This is a genomic window from Staphylococcus sp. HMSC072B07, from assembly GCF_001815505.1.
Taxonomy (GTDB): Bacteria; Bacillota; Bacilli; order Staphylococcales; family Staphylococcaceae; genus Staphylococcus; species Staphylococcus simulans.
Map to the genome: position 1 here is coordinate 797 of NZ_KV820946.1, position 5,265 is coordinate 6,061.

The window sequence follows — 5,265 nt, forward strand, 5'->3', positions numbered from 1 at the left end:
TCGTAGTACCAAAAGGTGCTAAGGGAGATAAAGGAGAAGATGCTGCGCCGTTAACAGTTGTTAAAGAAACAAAAGACGCAAACGGTAACACAGTGGTGCATTTCAGCGATGGTAAAACCGCTACAATCTCTAAAGGCGATACTGGCGCAACAGGTGCTGCAGGTAAAGACGCGGCACCATTAACAGTGACTGGCGAAGCTAAAGATGGCCAAGGCAATACTGTTGTTAGCTTCAGTGATGGATCACATGTAACCATTTCTAAAGGAGATAAAGGTGACACTGGAGCCCAAGGAGCTAAGGGAGACAAAGGTGATACGGGTGCACAAGGTGCGACTGGTGAAACAGGTGCTACCGGGGCTACTGGTGAGAAAGGTGAAAAAGGTGATTCAATTTCAATCACAAGTATCACACCACAAGCCAATGGTGATACAAAAGTAGTCTTCTCAGATGGTAAAGAATTAACAATTCCAAAAGGTGCGAAAGGTGACACAGGTGCAGCCGGCGCAGACGCTAAACTACTTACAGTAACTAGCACAACTAAAGATGCTGATGGTAATACAGTCATCCACTTCAGTGATGGTCAAACAGCGACTGTTTCTAAAGGGGACAAAGGTGAAACTGGTGCCACTGGTGAAAAAGGTGCAGATGGTACTTCAGTTACTATCACAAACACTGAAACAACACCAACTGGAGATACAAAAGTTACATTCAGTGATGGACATGTTATCACAATACCAAAAGGTAAAGATGGTCAATCTGTAACTGTAGAAAGTTCTGCTCCGGATAAAGACGGCAACACAGTTGTACACTTTAGTGATGGCAGCAACGTTACTATCCCTAAAGGAGATAAAGGTGATGCAGGTGCAGCTGGTAAAGATGCAGCGCCATTAACAGTCACAAAAACTGATAAAGATGCAGCTGGAAATACCGTTGTTCATTTCAGTGACGGTTCACAAGCAGTCATCTCTAAAGGAGATAAAGGCGATACAGGTGCGACAGGCGCAACTGGTGCTACTGGTGAAAAAGGCGAATCTGTTTCAATTAAGAGTATCGAACCACAAGCGAACGGTGATACAAAAGTCATCTTCTCAGATGATAAAGAATTAACAATTCCTAAAGGTGCGAAAGGTGACACAGGTGCAGCTGGTAAAGACGCTGAACCACTTACAGTAACTAGCACAACTAAAGATCCTGAAGGCAACACAGTTATCCACTTCAGCGACGGCCAAACAGCAACTGTCTCTAAAGGGGATAAAGGTGAAACAGGCGCAGCTGGAGCGAATGGTAAAGACGCAGCACCATTAACAGTAACTGGCGAAACTAAAGATGCGGCTGGCAATACAGTCGTTCACTTTAGTGATAACTCAACAGCGACTATCTCTAAAGGAGATAAAGGCGATACAGGTGCGACAGGTGAAAAAGGTGAATCTGTTTCAATTAAGAGTATCGAACCACAAGCCAATGGCGATACAAAAGTAGTCTTCTCAGATGGCAAAGAAGTAACAATTCCTAAAGGTGAAAAAGGCGATACAGGCGCAGCTGGCGCAGACGCTAAACCACTCACAGTTACAGAAACTACTAAAGATGAAGCGGGTAACACAGTTATTCACTTCAGTGATGGTCAAACAGCAACAGTCTCTAAAGGAGATAAAGGTGATACTGGTGCGAAAGGTGATACAGGTGCAGCTGGTAAAGATGGTACGTCTATCACAATCGCAAGTATCGAACCACAAGCAAACGGAGATACAAAAGTGACTTTCTCTGATGGTCAATCTATCACAGTGCCAAAAGGTAAAGATGGTACATCAGTGACAATCACAAAAACTGAAACATTACCAAATGGTAATAAACAAGTGACATTCTCAGACGGTAAAACACTTGAAATTCCTAAAGGGGATAAAGGTGATACAGGTGCTTCAGGTGAAAAAGGCGCAGACGGTACTTCAGTGACTGTTCAAAGCTCTGAACAAACACCAGATGGCACAAAAGTTACATTTAGTGATGGTAAATCAATTACAGTTCCTAACGGTAAAGATGGCGCATCTATTACAGTAAAATCATCTGAACCAAATGCGGATGGTGATACAGTTGTAACATTCAGTGATGGTTCACAAGTTGTGGTTCCTAAAGGCGAGAAAGGCGACACAGGTGCTCAAGGTGAAGCTGGTAAAGATGGTGCTTCAATCACTATCACAGGTACAGAAACTACACCTGAAGGTAATACGAAAGTTAACTTCTCAGATGGTCACTCTATTACAATCAACAAAGGCGACAAAGGTGAAACTGGCGCAACCGGTGTAGATGGTAAAGATGGTAAATCAATCACAATTACTTCAAGTAAAGTGCTTGATAATGGTGATAATGAAGTAACATTCTCAGATGGAACTAAGATTACAATCCCTAAAGGTGCGAAAGGTGATGCAGGTGACTCAATCACAGTTCAAGGTACAAAACCATTAGAAAATGGCGATATCGAAGTAACATTCTCAGATGGCACAAAAGTGACTATTCCAAAAGGTGCTAAAGGGGACAAAGGTGAAACTGGTGCACAAGGTGAAAAAGGCGCAGATGCTGCACCGTTAACTGTTCAAAGTACTGAAAAAGATAAAGATGGCAACACAGTCATCCACTTCAGCGATGGCGGAACTGCGACAATCTCTAAAGGAGATAAAGGTGAAGCTGGTGAAAAAGGTGCAGACGGTACTTCAGTAACTGTTGATCAAATCAATAAATTACCAAATGGTGATTCTGAAGTTGTCTTCAGCGATGGTAAAAAAGTAACAATCCCTAAAGGCGACAAAGGTGATGCTGGACAAGATGCTAAACCTCTTACAGTTACAGGTTCTGAAAAAGATGCGGATGGCAATACCGTGATTCACTTCAGCGACGGTAGCACTGCCACTGTTTCTAAAGGGGATAAAGGTGATACTGGCGCAGCGGGTGTTGACGGAAAAGATGGTCAATCTATTACAGTTCAAAACGTTGCTCCAGATAAAGATGGCAATACAGAAGTCACATTCTCAGACGGATCTAAAGTTGTCATCCCGAAAGCTAAAGACGGCGTAGATGGTAAAGACGGTAAAGCAATCACAATTACCGCTACTGAAACAACACCAGAAGGTAATTCGAAAGTGACATTCTCTGATGGTACATCTATCACGATTGCGAAAGGTGAAAAAGGCGACAAAGGTGAAGCTGGTAAAGACGCAGCCCCACTTACAGTCACTGGTACATCTCAAGATCCTGACGGTAATACAATCTTAGACTTCAGCGATGGTTCACATGCGACAATTCCAAAAGCCAAAGATGGTGTGAATGGTAAAGATGGTCAATCAATCACAATCACTGAAACAGCTGTTCAACCAGATGGTTCAACAAAACTTACATTCAGTGATGGTCATGATGTCATCATTCCTAAAGGTGAAAAAGGAGATAAAGGTGACCCAGGTACTTCAATCACAATTACAAGTACTGAAACAACACCAGAAGGCGCTACAAAAGTCACATTCTCTGACGGTAAAGTCATCACAATTCCTAAAGGTGCTGATGGTCAATCTGTAACGGTAGATAGTTCAAAACCTGATGCAGATGGCAACACAGTTGTGACATTCTCAGATGGTAAAACAGTCACAATTCCAAAAGGAGATAAAGGTGATACAGGTGCAGCTGGTAAAGACGCGGCTCCATTAACAATCACAGGTTCAACACAAACACCAGAAGGCAATACTGAAGTGACATTCAGCGACGGTTCTAAAGTTGTCATCCCGAAAGCAAAAGACGGCGTGGATGGTAAAGATGGTCAATCAATTACAGTCACTGGCAGCGAAGTTCAACCTGACGGTTCTACAAAAGTCACATTCAGTGATGGACGTGAAATTGTGATTCCTAAAGGAGAAAAAGGCGACAAAGGTGATGCAGGTCAAGATGGTAAATCTATTACTGTAGAAAACTCTGCTCCTGATGCAGATGGTAATACAGTGGTTAACTTCTCAGACGGATCTAAAGTCGTGATTCCGAAAGCGAAAGACGGCGTGGATGGTAAAGACGGAAAATCTATTACTGTACAAAGCGTTCAACCTGATAAAGATGGCAATACAGAAGTGACATTCTCAGACGGATCTAAAGTTGTCATTCCGAAAGCGAAAGATGGCGTAAATGGTACGGATGGTAAATCAGTTACAGTTACAGGAACTGCTGTTCAACCAGACGGATCAACGAAAGTGACATTCAGTGATGGCCATGAAGTCATTATTCCTAAAGGAGAAAAAGGCGATAAAGGTGACGCTGGACAAAATGGTGCAGATGGTCAATCAATCACAGTCGCTAAAGTAGAACCGCAACCAGATGGTTCAACTAAAGTAATATTTAGTGACGGTAAAGAAGTTACTATTCCTAAAGGAGAAAAAGGAGATGCCGGGGTTCAAGGTGAAGCAGGTAAAGATGCAACACCATTAACAGTTACAGGATCTACACAAACTCCAGATGGTAACACTGAAGTGACATTCTCAGACGGCACTAAAGTTGTGATTCCTAAAGGTGCGAAAGGTGATAAAGGCGATACTGGTGAAACAGGTGCCGCAGGTCAATCAATTACAGTTCAAGGCACTGAAAAAACACCAGAAGGCGATACAAAAGTAACATTCTCAGATGGTACTACAGTCACAATCGCAAAAGGTGAAAAAGGTGACACAGGTGCCCAAGGCGCCGCAGGACAAGACGGTAAAGATGGCCAATCAATTACAGTCGCTAAAGTAGAACCACAAGAAAATGGTGATACAAAAGTTACATTTAGTGATGGTAAAGAAGTTACTATTCCTAAAGGTGAAAAAGGCGATAAAGGTGATACTGGTGCGAATGGTGCAGACGGAACATCCGTGACAGTTAAATCTTCTGAAGTTCAACCAGATGGCAGCACGAAAGTTGTCTTCTCAGATGGCCATGAAGTAACAATCCCTAAAGCACAAGACGGTAAATCAATTACAGTTGATAAAACTGCCCCTGATGCTGAAGGAAATATTGTTGTGACATTCTCAGATGGTTCATCAGTCACAATTCCAAAAGGTGATAAAGGTGATACTGGTGCACAAGGTGAAGCAGGTAAAGATGCGACACCATTAACAGTTACAGGTTCAACGCAAACACCTGATGGCAATACTGAAGTGACATTCAGTGACGGATCTAAAGTCGTTATTCCAAAAGCGAAAGATGGCGCAGACGGTAAGTCTATTACGGTTCAAGGCACTGAAAAAACACCAGAAGGCGATA

1 protein-coding gene is annotated in these 5,265 nt (G+C 42.7%); it reads left to right on the forward strand.

Features of this window, described 5'->3' with window-relative positions; genetic code table 11:
• A partial coding sequence (locus tag HMPREF3031_RS11230) for a beta strand repeat-containing protein (protein ID WP_373880223.1) occupies nt 1-5,265 on the forward strand: 5,265 nt, incomplete at both ends.